General features: G+C 69.2%; 24 protein-coding genes. 12 read left to right on the top strand and 12 right to left on the bottom strand.

Annotation, left to right across the window (positions count from 1 at the left end):
* Positions 1 to 83 precede the first annotated feature (83 nt).
* Positions 84 to 1,157: a YdcF family protein gene (locus tag ACT3UN_RS07960; RefSeq protein ID WP_444656869.1), complete on the bottom strand. Its 1,074-nt coding sequence runs from the start codon at positions 1,155 to 1,157 to the stop codon at positions 84 to 86.
* Positions 1,158 to 1,475: 318 nt separating this feature from the next.
* Between ACT3UN_RS07960 and ACT3UN_RS07955 the strand changes: the two genes are divergently transcribed.
* Positions 1,476 to 2,288: a phosphatase PAP2 family protein gene (locus ACT3UN_RS07955; RefSeq protein WP_444656868.1), complete on the top strand. Its 813-nt coding sequence runs from the start codon at positions 1,476 to 1,478 to the stop codon at positions 2,286 to 2,288.
* Positions 2,289 to 2,304: 16 nt separating this feature from the next.
* Here ACT3UN_RS07955 and ACT3UN_RS07950 read toward each other — a convergent pair whose 3' ends face one another.
* The gene (locus tag ACT3UN_RS07950; RefSeq protein ID WP_444656867.1) at positions 2,305 to 3,546 is read right to left on the bottom strand and encodes a DUF418 domain-containing protein; all 1,242 of its coding nucleotides are present in this window, start codon (positions 3,544 to 3,546) and stop codon (positions 2,305 to 2,307) included.
* Positions 3,547 to 3,634: 88 nt separating this feature from the next.
* Between ACT3UN_RS07950 and ACT3UN_RS07945 the strand changes: the two genes are divergently transcribed.
* The 4 genes from ACT3UN_RS07945 (at position 3,635) to ACT3UN_RS07930 (ending at position 7,215) form a co-directional block, all read left to right on the top strand.
* On the top strand, positions 3,635 to 4,396 hold the full coding sequence (locus ACT3UN_RS07945; RefSeq protein ID WP_441582326.1) for a class I SAM-dependent methyltransferase: 762 nt from the start codon (positions 3,635 to 3,637) through the stop codon (positions 4,394 to 4,396).
* A gap of 89 nt (positions 4,397 to 4,485) precedes the next feature.
* Positions 4,486 to 4,938 carry a DoxX family protein gene (locus tag ACT3UN_RS07940; protein WP_301444211.1) on the top strand — a complete coding sequence of 151 codons (453 nt, stop codon included), beginning with the start codon at positions 4,486 to 4,488 and terminating at the stop codon, positions 4,936 to 4,938.
* A 119-nt stretch (positions 4,939 to 5,057) separates the two neighbouring features.
* Entirely contained in the window at positions 5,058 to 6,599 is a 1,542-nt protein-coding gene (gene exaC, locus ACT3UN_RS07935) for an acetaldehyde dehydrogenase ExaC (protein WP_441579304.1), read from the top strand.
* Between the two features lie 61 nt (positions 6,600 to 6,660).
* Positions 6,661 to 7,215 (top strand): type 1 glutamine amidotransferase domain-containing protein, encoded by a 555-nt coding sequence (locus ACT3UN_RS07930; protein ID WP_301443841.1) that lies wholly within the window; start codon positions 6,661 to 6,663, stop codon positions 7,213 to 7,215.
* Positions 7,216 to 7,227: 12 nt separating this feature from the next.
* Here the strand turns inward: ACT3UN_RS07930 and mgrA are convergent, their stop codons facing one another.
* Positions 7,228 to 8,277, bottom strand: coding sequence for an L-glyceraldehyde 3-phosphate reductase (mgrA, locus tag ACT3UN_RS07925; protein ID WP_441582325.1), 1,050 nt, complete (start codon positions 8,275 to 8,277; stop codon positions 7,228 to 7,230).
* 189 nt (positions 8,278 to 8,466) lie between these two features.
* Here mgrA and ACT3UN_RS07920 point away from each other — a divergent pair, with 189 nt between their 5' ends.
* On the top strand, positions 8,467 to 9,837 hold the full coding sequence (locus ACT3UN_RS07920; RefSeq protein ID WP_301443843.1) for a hemolysin family protein: 1,371 nt from the start codon (positions 8,467 to 8,469) through the stop codon (positions 9,835 to 9,837).
* On the top strand, positions 9,830 to 10,882 hold the full coding sequence (locus ACT3UN_RS07915) for a CNNM domain-containing protein (RefSeq protein WP_444656866.1): 1,053 nt from the start codon (positions 9,830 to 9,832) through the stop codon (positions 10,880 to 10,882). Before ACT3UN_RS07920 ends, ACT3UN_RS07915 begins: the two co-directional genes overlap by 8 nt.
* 6 nt (positions 10,883 to 10,888) lie before the next feature.
* Here ACT3UN_RS07915 and ACT3UN_RS07910 read toward each other — a convergent pair whose 3' ends face one another.
* The gene (locus ACT3UN_RS07910) at positions 10,889 to 11,794 is read right to left on the bottom strand and encodes a PaaI family thioesterase (protein WP_441582324.1); all 906 of its coding nucleotides are present in this window, start codon (positions 11,792 to 11,794) and stop codon (positions 10,889 to 10,891) included.
* Positions 11,791 to 12,639 carry a PaaI family thioesterase gene (locus tag ACT3UN_RS07905; RefSeq protein ID WP_444656865.1) on the bottom strand — a complete coding sequence of 283 codons (849 nt, stop codon included), beginning with the start codon at positions 12,637 to 12,639 and terminating at the stop codon, positions 11,791 to 11,793. Before ACT3UN_RS07905 ends, ACT3UN_RS07910 begins: the two co-directional genes overlap by 4 nt.
* Positions 12,640 to 12,749: 110 nt before the next feature.
* Between ACT3UN_RS07905 and dps the strand changes: the two genes are divergently transcribed.
* The 3 genes from dps (at position 12,750) to ACT3UN_RS07890 (ending at position 15,800) form a co-directional block, all read left to right on the top strand.
* Positions 12,750 to 13,253, top strand: coding sequence for a DNA starvation/stationary phase protection protein Dps (dps, locus tag ACT3UN_RS07900; RefSeq protein WP_301444084.1), 504 nt, complete (start codon positions 12,750 to 12,752; stop codon positions 13,251 to 13,253).
* Positions 13,254 to 13,417: 164 nt separating this feature from the next.
* Positions 13,418 to 14,710, top strand: coding sequence for a glycosyltransferase 87 family protein (locus ACT3UN_RS07895; RefSeq protein WP_301444185.1), 1,293 nt, complete (start codon positions 13,418 to 13,420; stop codon positions 14,708 to 14,710).
* 67 nt (positions 14,711 to 14,777) lie between these two features.
* Positions 14,778 to 15,800 carry a GmrSD restriction endonuclease domain-containing protein gene (locus ACT3UN_RS07890; RefSeq protein ID WP_441582322.1) on the top strand — a complete coding sequence of 341 codons (1,023 nt, stop codon included), beginning with the start codon at positions 14,778 to 14,780 and terminating at the stop codon, positions 15,798 to 15,800.
* A gap of 18 nt (positions 15,801 to 15,818) precedes the next feature.
* Here ACT3UN_RS07890 and ACT3UN_RS07885 read toward each other — a convergent pair whose 3' ends face one another.
* Complete coding sequence (locus ACT3UN_RS07885) at positions 15,819 to 16,643, bottom strand: CPBP family intramembrane glutamic endopeptidase (RefSeq protein WP_444656864.1); 825 nt, start codon at positions 16,641 to 16,643, stop codon at positions 15,819 to 15,821.
* 226 nt (positions 16,644 to 16,869) lie between these two features.
* Between ACT3UN_RS07885 and ACT3UN_RS07880 the strand changes: the two genes are divergently transcribed.
* On the top strand, positions 16,870 to 18,330 hold the full coding sequence (locus ACT3UN_RS07880) for a dicarboxylate/amino acid:cation symporter (protein WP_301444178.1): 1,461 nt from the start codon (positions 16,870 to 16,872) through the stop codon (positions 18,328 to 18,330).
* Positions 18,331 to 18,453: 123 nt separating this feature from the next.
* Here ACT3UN_RS07880 and ACT3UN_RS07875 read toward each other — a convergent pair whose 3' ends face one another.
* The 6 genes from ACT3UN_RS07875 to ACT3UN_RS07850 all read right to left on the bottom strand — a co-directional run bounded on the left by ACT3UN_RS07875 (position 18,454) and on the right by ACT3UN_RS07850 (position 23,515).
* Positions 18,454 to 19,959, bottom strand: coding sequence for a carboxylesterase family protein (locus tag ACT3UN_RS07875; protein WP_444656863.1), 1,506 nt, complete (start codon positions 19,957 to 19,959; stop codon positions 18,454 to 18,456).
* An 84-nt stretch (positions 19,960 to 20,043) separates the two neighbouring features.
* Positions 20,044 to 21,321 carry an NAD(P)/FAD-dependent oxidoreductase gene (locus tag ACT3UN_RS07870; RefSeq protein WP_444656862.1) on the bottom strand — a complete coding sequence of 426 codons (1,278 nt, stop codon included), beginning with the start codon at positions 21,319 to 21,321 and terminating at the stop codon, positions 20,044 to 20,046.
* Positions 21,322 to 21,373: 52 nt separating this feature from the next.
* Positions 21,374 to 21,556 carry a rubredoxin gene (locus tag ACT3UN_RS07865; RefSeq protein WP_075816283.1) on the bottom strand — a complete coding sequence of 61 codons (183 nt, stop codon included), beginning with the start codon at positions 21,554 to 21,556 and terminating at the stop codon, positions 21,374 to 21,376.
* 51 nt (positions 21,557 to 21,607) lie between these two features.
* Positions 21,608 to 21,784, bottom strand: coding sequence for a rubredoxin (locus tag ACT3UN_RS07860; RefSeq protein WP_441579309.1), 177 nt, complete (start codon positions 21,782 to 21,784; stop codon positions 21,608 to 21,610).
* A gap of 78 nt (positions 21,785 to 21,862) precedes the next feature.
* Positions 21,863 to 22,252: a hypothetical protein gene (locus tag ACT3UN_RS07855; protein WP_301443021.1), complete on the bottom strand. Its 390-nt coding sequence runs from the start codon at positions 22,250 to 22,252 to the stop codon at positions 21,863 to 21,865.
* A 3-nt stretch (positions 22,253 to 22,255) separates the two neighbouring features.
* Positions 22,256 to 23,515: an alkane 1-monooxygenase gene (locus ACT3UN_RS07850; RefSeq protein WP_441582870.1), complete on the bottom strand. Its 1,260-nt coding sequence runs from the start codon at positions 23,513 to 23,515 to the stop codon at positions 22,256 to 22,258.
* Positions 23,516 to 23,776: 261 nt separating this feature from the next.
* Here ACT3UN_RS07850 and ACT3UN_RS07845 point away from each other — a divergent pair, with 261 nt between their 5' ends.
* Positions 23,777 to 24,571: an ABC transporter ATP-binding protein gene (locus ACT3UN_RS07845; RefSeq protein WP_444656861.1), complete on the top strand. Its 795-nt coding sequence runs from the start codon at positions 23,777 to 23,779 to the stop codon at positions 24,569 to 24,571.
* Positions 24,572 to 24,575 lie beyond the last annotated feature (4 nt).

Below are 24,575 nucleotides of genomic sequence, written 5' to 3'. Positions count from 1 at the left end.
GCCGGGCGGTGCCCGCGTCCCGTGCCGGATTCGGCCGATCATCGGCACGAAAAGGCCGAATCCGGCACGGGACGCGGGAACACCTAACCCATCCCGGGCGCCGTCGCCGGCACGATGACCACGGTGAAGGCGATGGCGAAGACAATGAGGACGGCGATGCTGAGGACGGTGAACCGGAGCCGGTCGCGGATCACCCCGACGAACTCGCGGAGCACCGCGCTGGGGAAATAGTACCAGGCGGTGGGCGCGCCGACGACGTGCGCGCGCATACCCAGCGTCCTCGTGAGGAGTGCGGCACGGAAGACGTGGTAGCTGCTGGTGGCGACGACCACCGGGGAGGACGGGTCGGAGAGCAGCTTCCGGGAGTAGCGGAGGTTCTCCTCGGTGGTGCGGGACTCGGTCTCCGCGGTCACCGTGGCGGGGTCGGCACCCTGCGCGACCAGGTAATCGCGCATCGCCTCGCCCTCGGGTCGCGGTTCATCAGGACCCTGTCCGCCACTGGGGATGAGCACCGGCTCGCCGTGGAACTGCTGCTGGACGGACAGTCCACGGTCCAGCCTGGCGGCGAGCAGCGGTGGGACGTTGCCGTCGATGAGACCGGACCCGAGGACGATGACGGCCTCTGGGGCGGTACGGATGCGTCGCCAGCGGTAGGGCAGGGAGGCTGCGAAGAAGGCGGCGAAGACGAAGCCGAAGTAGAACACCACCAGTACGACCGAGAGGTGTGTGGCGTACCGGAACATGTAGGCGGGGTCGGTACGAGGGGTCTCCGGTGGGGCCAGGATCCCCAGCGTCGTCGGGAGGAACAGCAGCGCGAGCCCGGCGAGCAGCGCCAGCGCATTGCCCAGGGAGCGGCTCTCCTTGCGCAGTACGGTGGCGCCGGAGTACAGCAGGAAGATCATCAGCAACGGATAGCCGACCACGTTGCCCAGGATGAACAGGGCCATTGTCGTGATGCCGACGACGATCAGTGGCCCCGGGTGTCCCTGGTTGGTCAGCAGCAGGCCCACCCCGATGGCGAGCAGGCCGAGACCCATGGTCACGTAGACCGGTGTCGCGAGGCGTCTGCCGTCGCGGATGAGGCCGATCATCCCGGCCGCCAGAACTACGGCCCCGAAGATGATGACGCCGGCCACGATCGCTGGCGCTATTGTCATCTGAGCTCCTGCTGCGATGTCAGGGGGATTGGAATGCCCCGTAGTTTCTTCTGTTCATTGTCGGCCGTCACAATCCACCTGGTGGGAGCATTGCCAACGGCAGTCTATCGGAAGAATCCTCGATTCCGATGCCCCGGCTCGACCGGCGCTATCCTGTGCGATGTCGGCATTCACCCCAGGTTGGCCGATGCGCCCGATCTTTCATGTGGTGCGGTGGCGAAGGATATGTGAGGAGAAGGTGTGATGAATGCTGTTGGCGAGAATGACCGTGAACAAGTCAGCCCGAACGCGATAACGGGGCGGCGATGGTGAATCCTGTTGACGGTCAGCCTCGTTCTGCTCGTTGCGGTCTACTGGCTCGCCGTGTTGACGACTACCGGGCAGGAGCTGGAGAACGCTGCGTTGCGCGGGGCGGACCAGGCACCGGCCGCGGAATCGGATGGCGCATGGTCTGCGCTCGGTGACATCACGATATGGACCCTTGCAATAGCAACTGCGCTGGTCGGAATGATCGGGCTCCTTCGCCGTAAGGTGTTCCTGGCGGTGGTCGCGGTCTCGGTCATCGTGGGTGGGCAGATCGTGACCCAGGTGTTGAAACGATTCGTGCTGCCGCGGCCCGATCTGGTCGAGGTTTCCGGACACTACGCGCATAATTCCTTTCCCAGCGGGCACACCACGATCGCGATGACCGTGCTTGTCGCCCTGTTTCTCGTGGTTCCGTACCGGTGGCGAGGTGTGGCGATGTTCGTGGTCATGACGTGGGCGGTGGGTATCGGCGCATACACCACGACCGCGAAGTGGCATCGTTTCTCCGATACGTTCGGCGCGGATATGGTGGCCCTGATCTGCGGGGCCGTCGCCGCTCTGCTCCTGCTTCGCCGTGGGGCCGTCACCGTGAGTAGGTCACGTCCGAAGGTGAGGGTCGTCTATGTCGTCGCGATGGCCGTGGTGGGCGCCTTTTCTCTCGCGGTCGGTACGTTTATCGGTGTGGCGTCCGGAATTCAGGATCTGCGGGATCCTATTATCGAGTGGAATTTGTATCTCACCGCGAACAGTCTGGCGACCGGGTGCTCCGTACTCTCAGCCTTGGCGTATTGGGCCACGTGGCGCCGTCTCGACGTGCGTGCCTGACGTTGCCTCGGCGAGCTCACCGGTGAGCGCTCGGTGCGGCCGTCCCGGTTTTCTCGGGCGCCCGGGGGCCGGACCCCCAGGTCGACGCGGTGTACATGGCCTGCTCCAGCGGCCCGCGGCGGAAGAAGTGCTTCCACACCGTGCAGAACACCACGGCCACGCCGAGGTAGCAGGCCAGCGGCACCAGGGACACGCCCGGTTCGTCCGCCACGTCCGGCAGCCAGTGGTTGATCCCGGCGGACACCAGCGCCTGGCCCACGTACACGGTGAAGGCGCAGGAGCCCAGGGCGACGAGGGGGAACAGCCACCGTCCCGCCAGGTCACCGAGCCACAGGCACAGGGTCACGACCACCAGGCTGATGCCGGTGTTCAGCAGCAGGTCCGGGGTGGAGCCGGAGTGCGCGCCGGCGACCAGCAGCTCACCCGGGGAGGAGGTGGTGCCCATGGACATGCCGTACATCCGCCAGGCGGCGAAGACGGAGATGTCGGAGGCCTCGGCGAGCTCGCGCAGGTCCATCCCCATGAGGTCCACGATCAGGGGTTGAACGTCGAAACGGGCGACCATCACCCAGGTGAACGCGGCCGAGCCGAGTGCGGCGACGAGCCCGGTGACCAGCCACACCACGCGCCTCGCCCCGTCCACACCCACGGTCATCACGCCCATGCCGAGCACGATGACGGGCAGCCAGGTGATCACCGGGTACATGCCGTCCAGCAGCAGCGCGCGCAGCGCGGTGGCGACGCCGTCCAGCGAGGTGAGGTGGTCGAGGCGGGGGACCACGGCGAGTTCGATCTCGCCGCCCTCGCTGCCGCCGCCTGCGGCGGGCAGGACGTCCCGCAGCCAGTACGACAGTTGCGGCAGGACGAGCATGCCGCCGGCGCCGAGGGCGAGCAGGGTGGTGCCGCGCAGCGTCACCAGTGCGGTGCAGATCAGGAAGGACGCACCGAGCGTGGCGAGCACGACGATCATGTTGGGTCCGGCGGACGCCAGCAGCACGCCGATGACCAGCAGGATCGCCCCGCGGATCGCGATGCGTCGGCGTACCTGCGAGGCGGGCACGCCGGACGCCAGGCCGTGGGAGGTCATCAGCGCCGTGGACATGCCGGAGAGGAAGGCGAAGAGGATGGACGGCCACCCGGTGAACCACGTGGCCCAGGAGGCGGGGCCGAAGTGGTCGACGGTCATGCCGACGACGGCGACGGCGCGGGCGATGTCGAGCCCGAGGATGCGGTTCTGCTGTTTCTTCACGTTCTTCACGTCCTAGAGCATGCCGGAGCGTGTGCCCGGGGTCGTCAGTCCCGGGTATGACTTCGGCGGTATGACATCGGCGGTAGCCTTGTGTGTCATGAGCGACAACCCTGAGGCGCCCCGCAGCAACTGGTTCACCGGCGGCGCGGAGTACGCGTCCTTCCGTCCGTCCTACCCCACGCAGGTGTCGGGGTTCCTGGCGGAGCACACGCCGGGCACGGGTGTGGCGGTGGACGTGGGCTGCGGTACCGGGCAGCTGTCGGTGCAGTTGGCGGACTACTTCGACCGGGTGCTGGCGTTCGACCCCAGCGAGTCGCAGCTGGCGTCGGCCACGGAGCACCCGAACATCGCCTACGGGGTGGCGTCGGCGGAGAAACTGCCGGTGGAGGACGGCTCGGCGGACCTGGTCACCGCGGCGCAGGCGGCGCACTGGTTCACGCTGCCGGACTTCTACGCCGAGGCCCGGCGTATCGGCCGGGAGGGCGCGTTGATCGCGCTGGTGAGTTACGGGGTGCTGCGGATCTCCGACGCGGACGTGCAGGAGCGGTTCGGACGGTTCTACTACGACGAGATCGGGCCGTACTGGGATCCGGAGCGTCGCTACGTCGACGAGGGGTACCGCACGATGCCATTCCCCTTCGAGGAGCTGGACGTCCCGGAGCTCAGCATCGACGCGGACCTGGACCGGGAGGCGTTCCTGGGGTATGTGGGCACGTGGTCGGCGGTGCGTAAGGCGGAGCGGCAGGGCCGCTCGGACCTGTTCCAGAACTTCGCCTCGGACCTGGTGGACATCTGGGGCGACAACGGTCGCCCGCGTCAGGTGTCGTGGCCGGTGGCGGTGCGCGCCGGGCGGTTGTGAGGCGCACGTCACGAAAAGGTTGACACGTCAACCACCTCCGTTATCGTGGACACGTCAATCACTTCTCCGACCGGTAGCGAGGTCCCCTCATGTCCACCGTCTCCACCGCTTCCACGAGCACCGTCAGCAACGTCGTCAGCAACATCGTCATCCTGCTCGCCCGCATCGCCCTGGGTGTGACCCTCTTCGCCCACGGCTGGCAGAAGTTCGTCACCAACGGCATCGACGCCACCGCCCAGGGCTTCGAGTCCATGGGTGTGCCCGCGGCGACCGCGGCGGCGGTCTTCGCCGCGGCCGTGGAGCTCGTCGGTGGTGTCCTGCTGATTATCGGCCTGCTCACGCCGCTGGTCGCCGTCCTCGTCGTCGCCGATATGGCCGGCGCGTTCTGGTACGCCCACAGTGACGCGGGCACCATCTTCGTCTCGGACGGCGGCTACGAGCTCGTGCTCGTGCTCGCCGCCGGCGCGGCGCTGGTCGGTGCGGTTGCGGGAGGACGCTACGGCGTCGACGGCCTGCTGCGCCGCCGTCGCGTCGCGAAGTGAGTAATGTGATCCAGCTCACATTATAAAAAAATAGTGGTAGCCATCATGCGGTGGAGGCGCTAGGTTGGTCGTGGCACGAGAACCAACCAGACGACCCCTGCATTGGGAGGCACCGCACCATGACCACCACAGCCACCGCCAGCAACGCCTACGCCGCCCCGGGTACCGAGGGCTCGCTCGTCTCCTTCAAGCCTCGGTACGAGAACTTCATCGGCGGCCAGTGGGTCGCCCCCGTCGACGGGCAGTACATCGAGAACATCAGCCCGGTCGACGGCAAGGTGTTCACCGAGGTCGCACGATCCCAGGCCGCCGACGTCGACAAGGCGGTGGACGCCGCCCACGCCGCGGCACCCGCCTGGGGCAGGACCAGTGTGCAGGACCGCTCCCGCGTCCTGCTCAAGATCGCCGACGTCATCGAGGAGAACCTCGAGATGCTCGCCGTCGCCGAGACCTGGGACAACGGCAAGTCCGTGCGTGAGACGCTCGCCGCGGACCTCCCGCTCGCTGTCGACCACTTCCGCTACTACGCCGGTGCGCTGCGTGCCCAGGAGGGCTCGCTCTCGCAGATCGACGAGAACACCGTGGCCTACCACTTCCACGAGCCGCTCGGCGTGGTCGGCCAGATCATCCCCTGGAACTTCCCGATCCTCATGGCCGCGTGGAAGATCTGTCCCGCCCTCGCCGCGGGCAACGCCATCGTGCTCAAGCCCGCCGAGCAGACCCCGGCGTCGATCCTGCTGGTCGCCGAGCTGATCTCCGACATCCTGCCGGACGGGGTGCTCAACATCGTCAACGGTCTCGGTGAGGAGGCTGGTGCGGCGCTGACGCAGAATGACCGCATCGCCAAGATCGCCTTCACCGGTTCCACCGAGGTCGGCAAGATCATCAACAAGGCCGTCGCCGACAAGCTCATCCCGGTGACCCTCGAGCTCGGCGGCAAGTCGCCGAACGTCTTCTTCGGCGACATCATGGACGCCGACGACTCCTTCCGGGAGAAGACCCTCGAGGGTCTGGCCATGTTCGCCCTGAACCAGGGTGAGGTGTGCACCTGCCCCTCACGTGCGCTGATCCAGGAGGACATCGCCGACGAATTCCTCGACCTCGCCGTCGAGCGCGTCCGCTCGATCAAGGCCGGCAACCCGCTGGACCCGGCCACGATGATCGGCGCGCAGGCCTCGCTGGAGCAGATGGACAAGATCACCAGCTACCTGAAGTCCGGTCCCGAGGAGGGCGCGGAGGTCCTCATCGGCGGCGGTGTGCGCACCGTCGACGGCCTGGAGAACGGCCTGTACGTGGAGCCCACGATCCTCAAGGGAAACAACGCCATGCGCTGCTTCCAGGAGGAGATCTTCGGCCCGGTCCTCGCCGTGACCACCTTCAAGGACTTCGACGAGGCCATCCAGATCGCCAACGACACCGACTACGGTCTCGGCGCCGGCGTCTGGGCCCGCGACGGCCGCACCGCCTACCAGGCGGGCCGCGCCATCGAGTCCGGTCGCGTGTGGGTGAACAACTACCACTCCTACCCGGCGCACGCGGCGTTCGGCGGATACAAGAAGTCCGGCATCGGGCGCGAGACGCACCTGATGATGCTGGACCACTACCAGCAGACCAAGAACCTGCTGTGGTCCTACGACGAGAACCCGAACGGCCTGTTCTGATTCACCGGCGTAGCGTGGGTGGGTGCCAGAGAACGACTCTCGTCAAGGAGGTACACCACCCATGTCCGACCAGAAGAAGCTCACCGGCCGCACCGTCGTGGTCCTCGCCACCGACGGGTTCGAGGACTCCGAGCTGACCTCCCCGCGCGACGCGGTCTCGGACGCCGGGGCGCACGTCGTCATCGCCACACCCGGCGGTAAGGCGATCACCGGCAAGAAGGGCACCGAGGTGCCCGCGGACGCCCGCACCGCCGACGTCGAGGCGGCCACGGTGGACGCCGTCCTGCTGCCCGGCGGGACGTCCAACGCCGACGCGCTGCGGCTCGACGCCGACGCGGTCGCCCTCGTCCGCGAGGTCGTGACCGGCGGCAAGCCGCTCGGCGTGATCTGCCACGGCGCCTGGATCCTCACCGACGCCGACGTCCTGTCCGGCAGGACGCTGACCTCCTACCCGAGCCTGCGCACCGACCTCGTCAACGCCGGTGCCACCTGGGTCGACGAGGAGGCGCACACCTGCGGGGGGCCCGAGGGCGCCGGCACCATCGTGTCCTCGCGCACCCCGGACGACCTGCCCGCCTTCAACGACGCGGTCGTCGCCGCCTTCGCCGCGTCCTGACCCGGTCGCGGGTTACGCCGTCGACTCCGTGGCACCGGCCCACTGGTTGATGCCACGGTCCACGGCCCACCGGTCGATCTCGGCGAGCTCGCCGTCGGTGAAGTCCAGGTTGTCGAGGGCGTCCAGCGAGTCGTCCAACTGGGCCACCGAGGACGCACCGATCAGCGCGCTCGTCACCTCCGGGCGGCGCAGCACCCACGCGATCGCCATCTGCGCCAGGCTCTGACCCCGCGCCTCGGCGACGGAGTTCAGCGCGCGCACCGCCTCGACCGTCTCGTCGGTGAGGAAGGACTCCGACATCTTCCCCGCGCCCAGCCGCGACCCCTCCGGCACACCGTCCAGGTACTTGCCGGTCAGCAGTCCCTGCGCCAGGGCGGAGAAGGCGATCACGCCGAGGCCCTCGTGGGCGCAGGCGGCGAGCAGACCGTCCTCCACCCACCGGTTGAACATCGAGTAGGAGGGCTGGTGGATGGTCAGCGGGGTCCCCAGGTCCCGGGCCACCGCGGTCGCCCGACGGGTCAGCTCGGGGGAGTAGGAGCTGATGCCCACGTACAGGGCGCGCCCGCTGCGCACCAGGTGGTCGAGGGCGGCCACGGTCTCCTCCACGGGGGTCTGCGGGTCGGGACGGTGGTGGTAGAAGATGTCCACGTAGTCCAGCCCGAGCCTGCGCAGTGAGGCGTCGCAGCTGGCCACGAGGTACTTGCGCGAGCCGCCGAAGCCGTACGGGCCGTCCTGCATCCGCCAGCCCGCCTTCGAACTGACCACGAGTTCGTCGCGGTACGGGCGGAAGTCGGACGCCAGGAGCCGTCCCACGTTCTCCTCCGCCGCACCGGGCGGCGGACCGTAGTTGTTGGCGAGGTCGAAGTGCGTCACGCCGCGGTCGAAGGCGCGGCGCAGGATCGCCCGCTGGGTGTCCAGTGGACGGTCGTCGCCGAAGTTGTGCCACAGGCCCAGGGTGATCGCCGGCAGCTGCAGTCCGGAGGTGCCGGAGCGGCGGTAGGGCATGGTGGCGTAGCGGTCGTCGGCGGCCCGGTAGACGTCGGGGAACTCTGCGGTACTCATGCGCGCCGAGGGTACCCGGGATCGTGTATCCTGCGTATCACTTACATTCACCGCATGAAGGAGTTGAGCGTCCACCATGGACGATGGTCCGTGTCCGAGTACCAGGGGTGGCACAAACTGCAGGAGCAGCCACAGCCACCCGCCCCGCGCAGGGAGCGCACCGGCCTCAGGGGGTGACCGGTGAGCCCGCTGCTGACGTTGCTGCTCGGCATCGTCGTCATCCTGGCCCTCATCGTCGCCAACGCCTACTTCGTGGCGCAGGAGTTCGCGTACATGTCGGTGGACCGGGCGCGTCTGCGCGCCCTCGCCGCCGACGGGGACGCCGCGGCCGGACGTGCCCTGGCGGTCACCCGCAGGACGAGCTTCATGCTCTCCGGCGCGCAGCTGGGCATCACCGTCACCGGCCTGCTGGTCGGTGAGCTGGCCGAACCGATGATCGGCGGCTCGGTCGGGGAGATCCTCGGCGGGGCGGGCACCGCCGCCGTCGCCGCCACGGTCACCCTGCTGGTGGCCACGGTGGTGCAGATGATCTTCGCCGAGCTGTACCCGAAGAACCTCGCCATCGCCGCCCCGGAGCCGCTGGCCCGTGCCCTGGCCCGGTCCACGCAGGCCTACCTGTTCCTCTTCGGCTGGCTCATCGCCTTCTTCGACTGGTCCAGCAACGCGTTGCTGCGCCTGGTGGGCGTGACCCCGGTGGAGGACGTGGACTCCACCGCCGACCGCAAGGACCTGGGACGCATCGTCGCCGACTCGCGCGCCTCCGGTGACCTGCCCCGGGAGCTGTCGATGCTGATCGACCGCATCCTCGACTTCCCCGAGCGCACCGTGGAGCACGCGATGGTGCCCCGGGCGCGCCTGGGCGAGATGGACCCGGGCACCACCGTGGCCGAGGCGCGCGTGCGCATGGCCGGCGGCCACACCCGCTACCCGGTGCTCGGCTCGGTGGAGGACGAGGAGTCCCACGAGGAGGAGGAACGTCTCTACGGTGTGCTGCACCTGGACGACGTCCTCGACCCCGACCTCGACCCGTCCACCACGGTGGCCACGCTGGTGCGTGAGCCGGTGGTGCTGCCCGAGGTCATGGCCCTGCCGGACGCCCTGGTGGAACTCCAGGAGTCCGACAACCGGCTGGCCTGCGTGGTCGACGAGTACGGCGGGGTGTCCGGCGTGCTCACCGCCGAGGACCTGGCCGAGGAGCTCGTCGGCGAACTCACCGACGAGCACGACGCCCCCGAGCACCACATCAGTGCGGAGGTCACCACCTCCGACGGTGTGCAGCGCTGGCGTATCGCCGGTGACGAGCACCTCGACGAGGTGTCACGCGTGCTCGACGTGCGCCTGCCCGACGGGGAGTACGAGACCCTCGCCGGGCTGGTCATCGACGAGCTCGGTTCCCTGCCGGAGGTCGGTGAGGTCGTGCCCGTCGCCCTGCCGCGGGACCCGCGTGAGGTCGTCGACGACCGCCCGCAGGACCGCGTCCTGGTCGCCGAGGTGACCGAGGTCGGCAACCACGTACCCACCGAACTGCTCGTCCACCTGGAGGTGAGCGACGATGAGTGACCTCACCGTGGTCCTGGTGACCCTGCTGCTGCTCGTGGGCAGCGCCTTCTTCGTGATGATCGAGTTCGCCCTGCTGGGCGTGCGGCGCCACCGGCTGGAGGACGCGGCGGACCGGAGCCTCACCGCCCGCGCCGCCCTGCGCGGCGTCAATGAACTGACGGTGATGCTCGCCGCCGCGCAGCTCGGCATCACCGCCTGCACCTTCGCCCTCGGCGCGGTGACCAAGCCGGCGGTGTCGGCCTGGTTGAAGCCGTTGTTCACCGCCTGGGGCATCCCGGACGGTGCGGCGTACACCGTGTCCTTCGTCCTGGCCCTGCTGGTGGTGACCTTCCTGCACCTGGTTTTCGGCGAGATGGCGCCGAAGTCGTGGGCGATCGCCTTCCCGGAGCGCGCCGCCCGTCTGGTGTCCGTGCCGGCGAGGGCGCTGGCGTGGGTGCTGCGTCCGCTGCTGCTGTGGATGAACCGGGTGGCCAACCGCCTGGTGAAGATGTCCGGGGTGGAACCGGTCGACCGGGCCGCCGCGGGCGGGCACGACGCCGCCACCCTGCGCCACCTCGTGGAGCACTCCGCCGAGGAGGGTGCCCTGGAGGCGGAGTTCCAGTCCCAGATCGCCGGCGCCCTGGACCTGCAGCAACGAACCCTCGGTGAGCTGCCGGGCACGCAGGTCCCGCACCTGACGGCCGCGGCGACGGTCGGGGAGGTGCAGGACGCCGCCCGCCGCACCGCGCAGATGCGCGTCCTACTGGAGGGGCCGGACGGTACGTCGACGTCGGTGCTGCACGTGCGCGACACCCTGCCGGAGGCGCGGACGGCCCCGGCCGCCCCGTTGGCCCGGGACCTGCTGGTGCTGCCGGCGTCGATGCCGGTGTACGAGGCGTTCCGCCGGATGCGTGAGGCCAGCGAGCAGCTCGTGGGCGTGAGCGGGTCCGGTGGCGCCGGCGGCACAGGCGGCACAGTCGGCACAGGCACCCTGCTGCCGCGGGTCGTCACGCTGCCGGAGATCCTGGCGTTCGTCCTGCCGCGCGAGGCGGGGCAGGGGCAGTAGCGCCGGCTACGGCAGCAGCGACTCGGGGATGCGCATGCCGATGACCTCGTCGCGGGTCATCGCACCGTCGGCGAGGACCTCGGCGCACACGTAGCGTGCGCGGTCCTCGGGCACCGGGATGCGTCGGGCGTGGCTGAGCACCGAGTTCAACCGGCCGTCGCCGTTGGCCCGGTCCTCGGGGCCGCCCCACGCCTTCCACGCCACGGCGGTGACCAGGGAGGCCAGGGTGATTCCGGTCGGGTCGTACGGCGGGGCGGACTCGTCGGCCGAGCGCGGTGTGGAGGATCCGTCGGTGGCGAACTCGCGGCTGGCCTCGCGGCCCTTGCGGGGGCGTACGTGCAGGTCCTGCTGGCCGATGCCGACCACGGTGCCGTCGGGGTTACGGATCACCGAGGTGTAGGCCACGTTGAGGTAGCCGTCGTCACGCACCCGCTGGCGGATCATCGCGACCATGTCGTCGTCGACCTCGACCTGCAGCAACGCACCGTTCTGCCCCGGGTTGAGGAACTGGAAGGTGCCGGTGCGCGTCCACGCCTCGTAGTCGGAACCCAGACGACGCATCACCAGGGTGCCGAAGAGGATGTCGGTCATGGCGAACAGGGTGCCGCCGAAGGCGGCGTTGTTCGGGGTGCGGGTCATCGGGCTGAGCCGCAGGACAACCTCGCCGCGGGACCAGTCGTCGGCGATGTTGCGCAGCCGGATGCCGGAGCCCGCCAGCGGCGGCCACAGGCGCGTGACCTGCTCCATCCCGCGTGGGGTGGAGAACACGTAGCGGGTGATGTAGCTCTCCACGGAGCGGTAGAGCCGCACCGGGAGGGACCGTCGCCGGCCGGTGCCGCGCCCGGCCTGCCCAGCCCGCTCGGCCTGCTCGGGCGGGGAGTGCGGTGAGTGGGGTGGGGTGGTCGCGCTCATTCCTCGTTCCTTACCGGCAGCAGCCGTTCGGGGATGTGCAGTTCCAGGATCTGCTCGCGGGTCAGTGCGCCGGTCTTCAGCGCCTCGGCCGCCACGTAGCGCGCCTGGTCCTCGGGATCGGGGATACGGCGGGAGTGGCTCAGCGCGGAGTTGAGCTGCCCGCCACGGTCGGACGCATCGTCCTCACTGCCCCACGCCCGCCACGCCAGGGCGGTGACCAGCGACGCCAACGTGATGCCGCGTGGCTCCAGCGGCGGGGCGGACTCCTCGACTCCGCGCGCGGTCGTCGAGCCGTCCTGCGCGGTGGGACGCTGCGCCTCGCGGCCCTTGCGGGGGCGTACGTGCAGGTCCTGCTGGCCGATGCCCACCACGGTGCCGTCGGGGTTACGGATCACCGAGGTGTAGGCCACGTTGTAGTAGCCGTGCTGCTCCACCTTGGAGATGATGTCGTCGATCATCGCGTCGTCCGCGTCGACGAGGAGTTTGGCCCCGTTGCGCCCCGGGTTCAGGTACTGGAAGCTGCCCGTGCGGGTCCAGGCCTCGTAGTCGGAGCCGAGGCGTTTCATCACCAGGGTGCCGAAGAGGATGTCGGTCATGGCGAACAGCGTGCCGCCGAAGGCCGCACCGTGCATGTTGCGGTTCAGCGGGCCGAGTCGCAGGACGACGGTGCCGTGCGACCAGTCGTCGGCGATGCCGCGCACCTTCACGCCGGCGCCGGCGAGCGGCGGCCACACGTCCAGGGAGCGTTCGAAGGCCTGGGGGCCGGAGAAGACCCGCTTCATGACCTGCCCCTGGGCCCGGCGGGCGAGACGTCGTACGCGGGAGGGATTCGTTCGTGAAGTCATAATATCGGTAACACTACATTCCGTGGGAGGTCGGCGAGAACAATTATGTGAACATGGCGGGCCCCGCCGCCCGCGCGTACTCTGAGTTAGTGAAAGGAGAGATTCACATCATGAGTAACTTCACTGTTCCGGGCCTGTCCGAGGGCGACGCCAAGCAGGTCATCGACATCCTGCAGGAGCGTCTCACCGCGTACAACGACCTGCACCTGATTCTCAAGCACGCGCACTGGAACGTCGTTGGTCCGACGTTCATCGGTGTCCACGAGATGCTCGACCCCGAGGTCGACCGTGTCCGTGGTGACGCGGACGACGTGGCCGAGCGCATCGCCGCGCTCGGTGGCGAGCCGGTCGGCACCCCTGATTCGCACGCACCGGGCCGCGACCCGCTGCAGTACCCGATCAACAAGGGCACGGTGCAGCAGCACCTCACCGCCCTGAACGAGATCTACGACAAGGTCATCGTGGACACCCGCGAGGCCGACTCCGCCGTGGACCAGCTCGATCCGGTCACCGAGGACCTGATCGTGGGCCAGGTGCGCGAGATGGAGAAGTTCCAGTGGTTCATCCGGGCTCACCTGGAGGACGGTAGCGGGAACATCTCCTCCGGCGCCTAGCAGGCAGCCGCGTTTTCTCCTGAAGCCGCTGTCAGTCCCACCGGGGCTGACAGCGGTTTCACAGTGTGCGGGGGTGGCGTGGCCAGCGCCGTCCCCTACGCTTGTTCACCGACCTGACCACCTGAGCCGACCAACCGAGCCCCGTACGGAAGAGACCATCTGCCATGACCCCTGCCGCACCGTCGCGTCCCGAGCCCACCAGTGACCCGGGGACGGTGTCGGACACGCTGCCGGGGCAGCTGTCTCGCAGGACGCCACGCAGGACGCCACGGACCACCGCAGGACGCACCGTCGCCGGCGCGGCCGCGGCGGTGGGCGTCGTCTTGCTGGTGTGGCAGCTGGTGGGCGTCATCGGGCACGTCAGTTCGAGTTACCTGCTGGACGTGGGCGTGTTCCGCGACGCCGGACGTGCCGTCGTGGAGGGCGGCGGGCTCTACGGCGAGGACTTCGACTCACGTAGCGGTTTCGCCTTCATCTACCCGCCTCTCGCGGCGGCGCTGTTCGTGCCGCTGACCTGGTTCGACGAGAACCTCATGGAGGCGTTGTGGACGGCGACGAGCCTGGTGGCCGCCTGGGGTGTGCTGGCGATGGTCGCCGACCGGCTGCGCCTGTGGCGTCCGCTGCTGGTGGCGCTGCCGATGCTGGGCTTCGCGCTGTGCCTGGAGCCGTTGCAGACGCACCTGATGTACGGGCAGATCAACGTGTTCCTGGTGCTGCTGGTCACCGCGGACCTGCTGGGGTACACGCCGCGGTGGCTGCGTGGTGCCGGGGTGGGCCTGGCCGCGGGGATCAAGATCACCCCGGCGGCGTACGCGCTGGTCTTCCTGGTGTCGCGACGCTGGGGCGACCTGGCGCGTTCGGCCGGGACGTTCTTCGTCACGGTGGCGCTCGGCTGGGCGATGCGTCCGGCGGAGTCCCTGTTCTACTGGACGGAGGAGTTCTTCAACGGCGACCGTGGCGGCCCGCCGGACTACGAGGCGAACCAGGCGTTGACCGGGCTGATCTCCCGCGCCGGGGTGGACGGCGACCTGGCGCAGACGATCATGCTGCCCGGGCTGCTGGTCATCGCGGTGCTGGCGGGCTGGGGTGCCTGGCAGCTGGGCCGGGCGGGGCGTCCGGTGTCGGTGCTGCTGCTGATGGTGCTGGCGGTGAGCATCTCCGCGCCGGTGGCGGTCACGCACCACTGGACGGGCATCATCGTGGCGGTGGGGCTGCTGGTCTCGCTGGTGCTGGGCCGGGAGGGTGCCTCGCGCGACTGGGTGACCCTGGTCGGGGTGTTCGTGCTGCTGGCGGCGAACGTGCTGCCGCGCAACGACGTGAGCGTGGGGGCCACGGTGGAGCCGTACTACCGGGCGTTCGAGGGCAACTGGTTGCTCAGCAACGTGCAGGGTATCGCCGGGATCGTGTGTTTCGTGCTGCTGCTGGTGGCCGCGTGGCGCTGCCGCCCACGAGCCTGAGTAACACCCGTGTGAGTTGTCCCCTTAGTATGTGAGTCGTAACGACCACATCAGACTCAGGGGTCACATGAGCTTCACCGGCCGGGCGTCCGTACTCGCCGCCGTCACCGCCACCGCACTGGTCCTCGCCGGCTGCGCCGGCACCACGCAGGACGCCACGTCCGCCGCGACGTCCGCGCCGGCGGCAGCGTCCGGCGCGTCGTCCGAAGCGTCCTCCCCGGAGCCGACGACGGACGCGGCCGAGACCGGGGACGCCGGCGACGGAGCCGACGCCGCGTCCGGCGAACCCGCCGTACAGGACATGGTCGACATGCTCGGCACCCTGGAGGTCAAGGGCCGGGCGCCGAAGACCGGCTACAGCCGCGACGAGTTCGGCCAGCGGTGGAAGGACACCGACCGCAACGGCTGCGACCAGCGCAACGACGTCCTCGCCCGGGACATGACCGACATCGACCGGGAGGGCCCGTGCAAGGTGATGACCGGCACCCTGGACGATCCGTACACGGCGACCACGATCGATTTCGTGCGTGGCCCGGACACGAGTACCGCGGTGCACATCGACCACGTCGTGGCCTTGTCGGACGCGTGGCAGAAGGGTGCGCAGCAGCTGTCGTCGGAGCGTCGTGAGGAGCTCGCCAACGACCACCTCAACCTGCTGGCCGTCGACGGCCCGGCGAACATGCAGAAGAGCGACGGGGACGCCGCGACCTGGCTGCCGGCGAACCGCGCCTTCCGCTGCAGCTACGTGGCCACCCAGGTGCAGGTCAAGGCGAAGTACGCGTTGTGGGTGACCGCCGCCGAGCATGACGCGATCGCCCGCGAACTCGGCAACTGCGACTCGGACGGTTCCGCCGGCCTCGCCCCGGTGGAGGAGGCTCCCGGGCAGGCCGCTGAACCTGCCGCCGAACAGGCCCCGGAGCAGGCCCCCGAGCAGGCCCCTGCCGCCGAGCCGGCGGGGGAGGTCGGCGGTGAGGTGTACTACCAGAACTGCACCGCGGCACGTGCGGCCGGAGCGGCTCCGCTCTACCGTGGCCAGCCGGGCTACCGGGCGCAGATGGACGGCGACAACGACGGCGTCGCCTGCGAGTGAGCCTCGTACCGGCGCCGGTTAGAGCAGCTGCCAGGCTGCGGCTGCGGCGAGCGCACCCACCGCGTTGAGTGCCCAGTGCAGGCCGATCGGGGCGATCACGCTGCCGGTGTGGTGGCGCAGCCAGGTCAGCCCGGCGCCGGCCCCGGCGGTGGCGACGACGGCGGCGCCCACGCCCAGCCACTGTGCCGCCGTCCCGGACCCCAGGAAGGCGGTCAGGCCGGCATTGCTGGCCGTCAGGTTCAGTGAGCTGGCGATGTGCCACAGACCGAACAGCAGCGAACTGCCGAAGAACACCAGCTTCGTGCCGCCCATGCGTGCCAGGGTGCCGTGCAGTACGCCGCGGAACGCCAGCTCCTCGGGCAGGACGGTCTGCAGCGGGATGATCACCAATGCGGCGATCAGCGCGGTACGCAGGCTCGCGTAGGACTCGTTGAAGAAGAACTCCCTGGTGAACGGCATGGCCAGGCCGATGCTGACGGCCAGCACCACCAGGCCGGCCGCGCCGAGACCGTACAGCAGGCCCTTGCCGTGGGTGTGGCGTCCCAGCCCGAGGTCCCGCCAGGTCATCCCGTTCGCGCGGGCGATGACCAACAGGATCGCCACGCCCACCGGGACGGTGGTGGCGACGGCGGCGAGTTGGGAGAAGTGCGCGGTGACGTTGATCACGGCCAGGGCGGTGACGACCGCCAGGACGTTGAGGACGTCCCGCGTGCGGACGCCTCGCGACGGGGCGGCGGTGCGCGCGGTGGTGGCGGTGTCGACAGTGGCGGTAGTGGCGGTAGTGGCGGTGGCACGCCGCCGGAACAGGGCGGACGGGGTGAATCGTGTGGTGGTCAGGCTCATTACGGATCAACGTTATACCGCCCGCGGCATGGTCCGCGAGCTCATCGGCGGGCTGTGGACGGATCGACATGGACTCCGGACGCCACTGCCAGCCAACGGTCAGGGACACCGCCGGGACCCACCCGGGAATGGATTCGGGGGCCGGTGGCGTTAGAGTATGGACACCAAGAATAGACAGATGAGTCTGTCCGTAACCCGTGCAGCGAAGAGAATCAGGAACACGCGCATGTCGACTACACACGACCAACGGAGCAGCCGCATCCCGGGCTGGCTCACCGGGTTCGGCGCCCAGGTCATCGCCGGTCTCGTCATCGGCCTCATCCTCGGCTTCATCGCCCGCGCCCAGGGCGCCGACCTCGGTGAGGACGACCAGAGCTGGCTCGGCACCCTCCTCGACGAGGTCGGCTCCACCTACGTCAGCCTGCTGAAGCTGATGATCCCGCCGCTGATCATCGCCGCGGTGATCACCTCGGTGGCCAACCTGCGCAAGGTCGCCAACGCCGCACGCCTGGCGGTGAGCACCCTGATCTGGTTCGCCATCACCGCCTTCTTCTCCGTGCTCGTCGGTATCGGCGTCGGCCTGGTGATGAAGCCGGGCGAGGGCACCTCGGTGGACGCGACCAGCGCCGCCGAGCCGTCCAGCTCCGGTTCGTGGCTCGGCTTCCTCGAGTCCATCGTCCCGGACAACATCCTCGGCCTGGCGGCCTCCGCCAACTCGGAGGGGGACATCGGCCTGAGCTTCAACGTGCTGCAGCTGCTGGTCATCTCCATCGTGCTGGGTGTGGCCGCGGTGAAGGCGGGCAAGTCCGCCGAACCGTTCCTGGCGGTCACCGAGTCACTGCTCACCGTGGTGCAGAAGGTGCTGTGGTGGATCATCCGCCTGGCACCGATCGGCACCGGTGCGCTGATCGGCCACGCCGTCTCCGACTACGGGTGGGACGCCCTGGGCTCCCTCGGCAAGTTCGTCCTGGCGATCTACATCGGCCTGGCGATCGTGATGCTGGTCATCTACCCGGCGGTGCTCGCGTTCAACGGACTGCCCGTGGTCGGTTTCTACCGCCGCGTGTGGCCGGTCACCTCCCTGGGCTTCATCACCCGTTCCTCGATGGGCGTGATGCCGGTGACGCAGCGTGTCACCGAACGCTCCATGGGTGTGCCCACCGAGTACGCCTCCTTCGCCGTGCCGCTGGGTGCGACGACGAAGATGGACGGTTGCGCCGCGGTCTACCCGGCGATCGCCGCCCTGTTCGTCGCCCAGTTCTACGGCATCGACCTCGGCTTCACCGACTACCTGCTGATCATCTTCGTCTCGGTCATCGGTTCGGCCGCCACCGCCGGCACCACCGGCGCGACCGTGATGCTGACCCTGACCCTGTCCACGCTGGGCCTGCCGCTCGCCGGTGTGGGCCTGCTGCTGGCCATCGAGCCGATCATCGACATGGGCCGTACCGCGGTCAACGTCACCGGTCAGTCCCTGGCTGCCACGGTGGTGGCCAAGCGGGCAGGCATCTGGGACAAGGAGATCTGGGACGCCGCCCAGGAGGGCGGGTTCGAGGCCTCCGCCGGTGAGGACAGCCACCGCGCGCACCTGCCGGAGGACGCTGAGAGCACTGGGAGCACTGAGAACGCTGGGAGCGCCGAGGATCCCGAGGACTCCGAGCTCACCGGTTCCACCGTGCGCGGCTGACCGACAGGCACGCACTACACGCACCGCACCTTGAGCCCTCAGGTCGCCCCGATCACCCCGATCCGCGACCTGAGGGCTCAAGGTGTCACAGGGGGCAGGGCAACAGAGGAAAGCGAACAGCCGCTAGCCGGTGAGCCGCACCCGCGACCACGCCTCACGCAGCTCCGGCACCGGGTCGTCGACGGTCTCCTCGCCGGCGTCGAAGACCTGGGTGGCGAAACCGTCCCGGTAGGGCGTCCAGCCCGGGTCACCCCGGTGGATGAACTCGCGCCAGCGCTGCTGCATCACCGCCGTCGTCGCCGACATCCGGTCGCGCCCGCCCAGGGCCAGGGCACCGGGGCCGCGTCCGGAGTCGTAGCGTCCGAAGAGGATCGGCAGGTCCAGGGCGTGGGTGGCACCGATGCCGGAGATGTTCAACGACGGTGTCGTCAGGTCCAGCCGGTACATCCAGGCGCGCCCGGACGGGTGCTGGTCGGCCAGCCGCATGGAGGGGGCGGTGAACAGGGCGTCGCCGACGAAGCGTCCGGCGTCCCCGCGACGCCGCCCGCCGGAGTAGAACGTGGACAGCACGTCCGGCCCTCGTTCGTCGTCGATGAGGCCAGCGAAGTCGCAGGTCTGGCCCTGCAACGTCCTGCGCGACACCCGGTTCCAGCGCATCAGCACGTACTCGTCGAGGTTCGTGCCGACGAGCAGCGGCACGTCCAACTGCGCGCCGGGTTCCAGGGGGTGGCGCGGCAGCAGGTCGTCGACGACCGGGGCGAAGGCGCCGGCGATCCCGGCCGCACCCCAGGACGCGGCGTTGAGCTTCTCCGTCAACCAGGCGAGGTCCCGGTGGTCGGCGTCGAGCGGGGAGGCGTCGGTCCGGGTGGCGAGCAGCTCCAGGGCCGCGTCCGACAGCTGCCCTGCCTGGGCGGGGGAGTGCACCATCGCGCCGGCGGGGGACTGGGCGATGAAACCGGCGACCAGGCCGTCCATCCGCGGTGAGGCGCTCAGCGCGGTGACCATCGCGCCGCCGCTGGACTCGCCCATCACGGTGATCCGTGACGGGGCGCCGCCGAACGCCTGGGCGTTGGCGTGGACCCACTCGACGGCGGTGACGATGTCGGACAGCCCGGCGTTGGTCTCGAAACGGTCGGTGTCGAGGCCGTCGGCGTGGCCGAGGGCGAGTTGGCCGAGCATGCCCAGGCGGTAGTTCACCGCCACGTAGACAGCGTCGGTGGCGTTGGCGAAGTACTCGCCGGACAGCAGAGGTTCGCGGGCGGAGCCGTGGATGTTCGAGCCGCCGTGCAGGTAGACCACGACAGGACGCTGCTCGTCACCGTCGCGGGGCGCGCCGTGTGGGACGACGACGTTGAGCCAGAGGCAGTCCTCGGAGCCGATCCGGCCGTGTCGGGCGTCGCGCCACTGGCTGCAGTACTCGCCGGGGCGGTCGGCGACGAAGGTCCCGTCCCACGGGGTCTTCGGGCGTGCACGGCGCAAGCGCAGGTCACCGACGGGCGGTTCGGCGTAGGGGATGCCGCGGAAGGCCACGCCGTGGTTCACGGCGTGGCCCCGGATCCTCCCGGTGGTCGTGGTGACGGTCCACCGGTCGGCGACGGTCGTGCGGACGGTGCGGGGTCCCTGGTGCATGCCGACAAGCCTAACGCCCGGCCCCCGCGTGGGGTGGCCGGGCGTTGAGGACGGTGGGTCACGGTGGGCCCGTGAGGGCGGGACTCAGGTCGCCGAGGAGATGAGCGCCCCGTCGGTGAAGAACTCCGCCTCGACCTCGTGCAGGGTCATGCCCAGGGCGTTCTTCGCCTTGCGGACGACCGGGCTGCGGCCCACGGTGGTGACACCGGAGACCTCGGACTCCCCGCCGGAGCGGGAGACGAGGCTGAACACCACGAGCTCCTCGTCCTCGCTGAGCAGGACGAGCTCGTGGTCCGTCGGGGTGTCGGACGGGCCGGGCTGGCCGCTCTGCACCGGTCGGCCGGTGGCGCCGGCGAGGTTGAGCATCAGACCGTACTGGCGCGACCACCCCTTGGGCGGGGAGAGCAGGAAGGACTCGGCGTCCTTGCCGGCCAGTGCGGCGCCGACGATGCCGCCGAGCAGGCGGGCGGACCCCTCGTCCTCCGGGAGGTTGACGGTCCCGTCCTCGGCACGGATCTCCACGCAGTCACCGGCGGCCCAGACGCCGGGGGTGGAGGTGCGGCCGAACTCGTCGGTGACGATGCCGCGTCCGACCTCCAGCCCGGCGGAGCGGGCCAGGGAGACGTCGCGGTCGAGACCGACGGAGACGACCATGACGGCCGGGTCGAGTTCACTGACCGCGGCGTCGATCTGCTCGTCGCTGAGACCGCAGCGGATGTCGATGCCGTGCTCGGTGTGGCGCTGGCGCAGCCAGCCGGCCGCGGCGGCGGGCAGGATGCGCCGGCAGATGTCGTCCTGCGCCTCCAGCACCGTGACGCTGGCCTCGGTGAGGGAGGACGCGGCGGCCGCCGCCTCGAGCCCGAGGATGCCCGCGCCGACGATGACGACGTTGTCGTCGGCGGTCAGGCCCTGGAGGGAGCCGCGCAGCGACGTGGAGTGCTCGGGGGTGCGGATGTAGTGGACGTCGCGTCCGGCGGTCCACGCGGTGTCGAGCTCACGCGGGGAGGCCCCGGTGGTCAGCACGAGCTGGTCCCAGGGGCGCTCCTCGCCGTCGACGGTGAGGGTGCGGGCCGTGGTGTCCACGGCGGTGACCTCGCTGGACAGGTGCAGCTCGACGTCCACGTTGTCGGAACCGTCGAAGACCGCGCCGGGCAGGGAGACGTCCTGCGGGCCCTTGCCGTCGATGAGGATGTCCTTGTTCACGGACGGGCGACGGTACGGGCGGTGCGCCTCCCGGGTGTAGATGTCCACGGTGGTGGAGCCGACCGTGTCCCCGGCCGCAGCGAGGAAGGCCTTGAGCGCCGAGTGGGCGGCCACACCGCCGCCGATGACGGCGATGCGCTGGTGGTCGGGTTCAGTCATGAGCAGGATCCTGTCTGTGAAGTCGGTGGTACGTCAACGTGAGGGTGTGCGGCTACTTGCGGCTGATCTGGACCATCTCGAAGTCGGCCTTCGCCGCACCGCAGTCCGGGCACTCCCAGTCGTCGGGGATGTCGTCCCAGAGGGTGCCCGGGGGGAAGCCCTCCGCCGGGTCTCCTTCAGCCTCGTCGTAGATGTACCCGCACTGCAGGCATTCGTAGACTTTGTAGTCGTCCATGGTGAGCTCCTTTCCTGAGCTGGTGTCCGGTGCTGCCGTTGCGGTCGGCACCTAGCTGACCTTGTCGAAGTCGACCTTGTCGCGGACCCCGCAGTCGGGGCAGAACCAGTCCTCGGGGACCTCCGACTCCCAGTCGAATCCGGGGGAGAACCCTTCGGCGTCGTCTCCTGCGTCGGTGTCGACACGGTAGTCACACAGGGGGCACTGGTAGACAGCCACAGTGGTCACCTGTCCTTTCTCTTCTCAATGGTGTGTGCAGTAGGGAACCGCCGCCGGCGACGGCGACGGGTGGGGCAGGGGGACTCGTCAGGCCGCCGGGGCCGGGCCGGCGGCGCCACCGGCGCCGGCGGCGTAGTCGATCGGCTTGCGGTTCTTCGGCCGGGGGATCACGTGGGTGGACGGGACCCCGGGGCCCCTGATCAGGCCGACGAGGCCGGGCAGGAGGAAGAACAGGGAGATCAGGACGAGCCACGGGCTCACGGCGTGTACGTAGGCCAGGCCGTACGCCCCGAAGATGCCCAGGGCCAGTGCCACCGCGCCGACGACGGCGATCACGGTGCAGAGCATGTAGTGCACCTTCGGGTTCGTCATCTTCTGCGGCGGAGCCTGGTTCTCGGGGATGTCGGCCCCGCCGGTCGCGCGGATCGCGGCGATGTCGGGGGCGTCGGACGATGCGTTGTTCGCGGTCGCGGTCATTGGTCAGCCCTCCTTGGTGGCGGCTGCCGGTGCTGCCGTACCCCACTTGGCACGCAGCTTGGCGGCCTTCGCCGGGTAGAGGTTCGCACGCTCGGTGTCGTTGTTGTAGTACTGCATCAGGCGCTTGTCCATGATCTTGAACCACAGGGGCGGGAACGAGGCGACGGCGATCATCGTCGCGTATCCGCCGGGCAGCTCCGGGGCGAAGACGTCCGAACGCAGGGACTGGTAACGCCGGGTGGGGTTGGCGTGGTGGTCCGAGTGGCGCTGCAGCTGGTACAGGAAGATGTTCGTGGTGAGGTTGTCCGAGTTCCAGGAGTGCTCCGGGGAGCAACGCTCGTAGCGGCCGTCCTCGAGCTTCTGGCGCAGCAGGCCGTAGTGCTCCAGGTAGTTGACGAACTCCAGCAGCGCGATACCGATGACCGCCTGGATCAGCAGGTACGGCAGGATGTTGATGCCGAACACGGCGAGCAGCACGCCCCAGATCAGGACGGTGATCAGCCAGGCGTTGAGCACGTCGTTGTCCAGGTTGAACTGGCCCTTGCCGCCGCGGGCGAGACGCTTCTTCTCGATGTCCCAGGCGCGGGGGATCTGACGGGGGATGGAACGGACCAGGTAGGCGTAGACGTTCTCACCCATGCGCGAGCTGACCGGATCCTCCGGGGTGGCGACCTTCACGTGGTGGCCCTTGTTGTGCTCCACGTAGAAGTGGCCGTAGGCGGGGACCGCCAGGACGATCTTGCCGAGCCAGCGCTCGAAGCTGCCCTTCTTGTGGCCGAGCTCGTGGGCGGCGACGATGCCGATACCCGAGGTCATGCCCATGGTCCAGGCCAGGCCGATCTTGTCGTACCACTCGAGCCCGCCGTAGGTCCACTGCCAGCAGCACAGGATCAGGCTGGCCAGCATGAGCGGGAAGTACAGGTAGGAGATGATCCGGTAGTACTTCGTCTCCTCCAGCCAGGGCACGAACTCCTCGGGGGCGTTCTCGCCGTCACGGCCGAGGACCCAGTCCCCGATGGGGACGATGATGAACACGGCGATGGGCCCGAGGAACCAGGACGCGGAGACCAGGACGTCGGGAGCGTTGATGGCCCGCATCCACTCCACGATGCCCCAGATGATCAGCGGCATGGCACCGGGCACCATGCTGAGGATCCAGGCGTACTTCTTCTTGTCCACCCACTGCTTCTCTTCCGGGGTGAACGACTCTTCTGCGGTGACACCACCCTCGGCGGGTGCTGTCTTCTTGTTTGTTGTCGTCATGACTAGGCGACCTCCATCTGAATGGCGCGAAGTGTGTTGTGGAACACACACTATGTAAAGTGTGGTTCACAGTACAATATGTATTCGAGGAGCACAATGTTTATCGAGAAAAAACTGGATGGCGCGCTACAGATGGCTGTGACCTGCGCGTATCTTCCCGAATTGGGGTAAGGGGGGAGGGGGGTTCGCCTAGCAGAGGCGGCGGTCGGCCCCGTAGCCGGCTGTGCCCGGGAGGACGCGCCAGGCGTAGGGTGCCTACCCATGAACGCGCTCGAGATCACCGACGTCACCGTCCGCCGCGGCGGCAGCCACCTCGTCGAGGACGTGCGCCTCGCCGTGGCGTCCGGCACGCACTGGGCCGTGCTCGGCCCCAACGGGGCCGGCAAGTCCACGATCCTCAAGCTCGCCGGCGCGCGGCTGTACCCCACCACCGGTGAGGTGCGCATCCTCGGCGAGCAGGTCGGACGCACCGACGTCCGCGAGCTGCAGAAACGCATCGGCTACGTCGACCCGAAGCAGCGCCTCGACGACGTCACCCCCGAGGAGGCCGTCCTGTCCGGGGCGTCGGCGTCCAACGGCTACGTCCAGCGTTTCGACTACGCCCCGCACCGCGCGCGTGCCGCCGAACTGCTCGACCTGGTGGGCATGGCGGACAGGGCCGACCGGCGCTGGAGCCAGATGAGCCAGGGGGAGAAGGCGCGCACGCTCATCGCCCGTGCGTTGGTCACCGACCCGGAGATGCTGCTGCTCGACGAACCGTCCACCGGCCTGGACCTGCCCGGACGCGAGACGCTGCTGCGTGTCGTCGACGACCTGCGCGCCTCCCACCCCAGGCTCACCACGGTGCTGATCACCCACCACGTCGAGGAGGTCGCCGCCTCCACCACCGACGTGCTCATGGTCAAGGACGGCCGCGTGCTGGACGCCGGGCCGGTGGAGCGGACGATGACCGCGCAGAACCTGGGCGTCCTCTACGACATGCCCGTGCAGTTGCAACGCGTCGCAGGACGCTGGTTCGCCGTGGCAGGACCGGCTGCGGCGCCGACCGTGGGATAGGCTC

This window comes from Corynebacterium sp. AOP12-C2-36, assembly GCF_052379185.1.
GTDB lineage: Bacteria > Actinomycetota > Actinomycetes > Mycobacteriales > Mycobacteriaceae > Corynebacterium.
The sequence above is the reverse complement of the archived record's forward strand: the minus strand, read 5'-3'. Positions and strand labels throughout refer to the sequence as shown.

What these genes read in the sequence shown, in the direction of transcription:
- ACT3UN_RS07940 (WP_301444211.1), top strand. Translation starts at nt 4,486, where the DNA reads ATGTCCACCGTCTCCACCGCTTCCACGAGCACCGTCAGCAACGTCGTC.
- ACT3UN_RS07915 (WP_444656866.1), top strand. Translation starts at nt 9,830, where the DNA reads ATGAGTGACCTCACCGTGGTCCTGGTGACCCTGCTGCTGCTCGTGGGC.
- ACT3UN_RS07885 (WP_444656864.1), bottom strand. Translation starts at nt 16,643, where the DNA reads ATGAGCCTGACCACCACACGATTCACCCCGTCCGCCCTGTTCCGGCGG.
- ACT3UN_RS07875 (WP_444656863.1), bottom strand. Translation starts at nt 19,959, where the DNA reads ATGCACCAGGGACCCCGCACCGTCCGCACGACCGTCGCCGACCGGTGG.
- ACT3UN_RS07855 (WP_301443021.1), bottom strand. Translation starts at nt 22,252, where the DNA reads ATGACCGCGACCGCGAACAACGCATCGTCCGACGCCCCCGACATCGCC.
- ACT3UN_RS07890 (WP_441582322.1), top strand. Translation starts at nt 14,778, where the DNA reads ATGAGCTTCACCGGCCGGGCGTCCGTACTCGCCGCCGTCACCGCCACC.
- ACT3UN_RS07930 (WP_301443841.1), top strand. Translation starts at nt 6,661, where the DNA reads ATGTCCGACCAGAAGAAGCTCACCGGCCGCACCGTCGTGGTCCTCGCC.
- ACT3UN_RS07880 (WP_301444178.1), top strand. Translation starts at nt 16,870, where the DNA reads ATGTCGACTACACACGACCAACGGAGCAGCCGCATCCCGGGCTGGCTC.
- ACT3UN_RS07845 (WP_444656861.1), top strand. Translation starts at nt 23,777, where the DNA reads ATGAACGCGCTCGAGATCACCGACGTCACCGTCCGCCGCGGCGGCAGC.
- ACT3UN_RS07960 (WP_444656869.1), bottom strand. Translation starts at nt 1,157, where the DNA reads ATGACAATAGCGCCAGCGATCGTGGCCGGCGTCATCATCTTCGGGGCC.
- ACT3UN_RS07895 (WP_301444185.1), top strand. Translation starts at nt 13,418, where the DNA reads ATGACCCCTGCCGCACCGTCGCGTCCCGAGCCCACCAGTGACCCGGGG.
- ACT3UN_RS07910 (WP_441582324.1), bottom strand. Translation starts at nt 11,794, where the DNA reads ATGAGCGCGACCACCCCACCCCACTCACCGCACTCCCCGCCCGAGCAG.
- ACT3UN_RS07905 (WP_444656865.1), bottom strand. Translation starts at nt 12,639, where the DNA reads ATGACTTCACGAACGAATCCCTCCCGCGTACGACGTCTCGCCCGCCGG.
- ACT3UN_RS07850 (WP_441582870.1), bottom strand. Translation starts at nt 23,515, where the DNA reads ATGACGACAACAAACAAGAAGACAGCACCCGCCGAGGGTGGTGTCACC.
- dps (WP_301444084.1), top strand. Translation starts at nt 12,750, where the DNA reads ATGAGTAACTTCACTGTTCCGGGCCTGTCCGAGGGCGACGCCAAGCAG.
- exaC (WP_441579304.1), top strand. Translation starts at nt 5,058, where the DNA reads ATGACCACCACAGCCACCGCCAGCAACGCCTACGCCGCCCCGGGTACC.
- ACT3UN_RS07865 (WP_075816283.1), bottom strand. Translation starts at nt 21,556, where the DNA reads ATGGACGACTACAAAGTCTACGAATGCCTGCAGTGCGGGTACATCTAC.
- mgrA (WP_441582325.1), bottom strand. Translation starts at nt 8,277, where the DNA reads ATGAGTACCGCAGAGTTCCCCGACGTCTACCGGGCCGCCGACGACCGC.
- ACT3UN_RS07870 (WP_444656862.1), bottom strand. Translation starts at nt 21,321, where the DNA reads ATGACTGAACCCGACCACCAGCGCATCGCCGTCATCGGCGGCGGTGTG.
- ACT3UN_RS07945 (WP_441582326.1), top strand. Translation starts at nt 3,635, where the DNA reads ATGAGCGACAACCCTGAGGCGCCCCGCAGCAACTGGTTCACCGGCGGC.